1 protein-coding gene is annotated in these 1,147 nt (G+C 39.1%); it reads left to right on the top strand.

Annotation, left to right across the window (positions count from 1 at the left end):
* The first annotated feature begins 334 nt into the window (after positions 1-334).
* Complete coding sequence (locus NE671_RS15675; protein ID WP_129976152.1) at positions 335-946, top strand: ECF transporter S component; 612 nt, start codon at positions 335-337, stop codon at positions 944-946.
* Positions 947-1,147: the final 201 nt, after the last annotated feature.

Raw genomic sequence — 1,147 nt, 5'->3', positions numbered from 1 at the left:
CTGAACATTTGCGAAGCAAATGACATCGAACGACGGAGTCGTGAGATGACCACCGCTGGAGTATCGGTACGCAGGTTAAAATTGATTCAAAAAAGATTAACGATCATCAACAGAACATGTATGTAGTTTTGAATATACAATCATGAAAGAGTGGCTTAAACAGCCACTTTTTTATTACCCATAAAAACTGTCCTCTAAAAAAACATAAAAATTGCCCCTTGTAATATACCCAAACAAGCGGTACTATAACATCCAAGTTATTACATTCCTACATTAATACAATCATACATTAAAGTAATAACAAAGGTAATAACGAAACGAGAGGGGAATTATTATGAACACACAGAACAACACAGTAGTTAAACTTGCAGAAACTGCGTTATTAGCAGCTTTATGTTATGTATCCTTCACATTTCTGCAGATCAAGATCCCGGTGCCGGGCGGAGACGCAACATCCATTCATATTGGAAATGCTTTCTGCGTACTTGCAGCACTGCTTCTGGGTGGCGTATATGGCGGACTTGCCGGAGCTATCGGAATGGGAATTGCAGATATCATGGACCCTGTTTATATCACAGGCGCACCGAAAACCTTTGTACTGAAATTCTGTATCGGTCTGATCGTAGGTCTTGTGGCACACAAGGTTGCAAAGATCAATGAGAGTACAGATAAAAAATATGTTTTCAAATGGAGTGTGATCGCATCTGTCGCAGGACTTGCATTTAACGTAATTGCAGATCCTATCGTAGGATATTTCTACAAACAGTACATTTTGGGACAGCCACAGGAACTGGCACAGGCACTTGCAAAAATGAGTGCGGCGGCAACCTTTATCAATGCAGTTGTATCTGTAATTCTGGTAGCGATCATCTATAATGCAGTACGTCCGGTACTGATCAAAAGTCATCTGATCACAGTTACCAACAACAAAAATCAGGTTGCGTAAAACGACATACTAAAAAAATAATAGAAAACAAGAAATAACACAAGACAGCGAAATGGAAGTTAAAATCCATTTCGCTGTTTTTTTATGCGGGTATAGGATCATTTTTTATCCAATGCGTCGTAAAACCCCTTGCTTCAGCTATGGGAATATAAGACGCGTCCATCGAATTTATGCAAGTAATTGAAGATGGACAAAATAGTA

The sequence above is a fragment of the Blautia sp. DFI.9.10 genome (assembly GCF_024461705.1).
GTDB lineage: Bacteria > Bacillota > Clostridia > Lachnospirales > Lachnospiraceae > Blautia_A > Blautia_A fusiformis.
This window is presented reverse-complemented; position numbering and strand designations above follow the sequence as displayed.

What these genes read in the sequence shown, in the direction of transcription:
- NE671_RS15675 (WP_129976152.1), top strand. Translation starts at nt 335, where the DNA reads ATGAACACACAGAACAACACAGTAGTTAAACTTGCAGAAACTGCGTTA.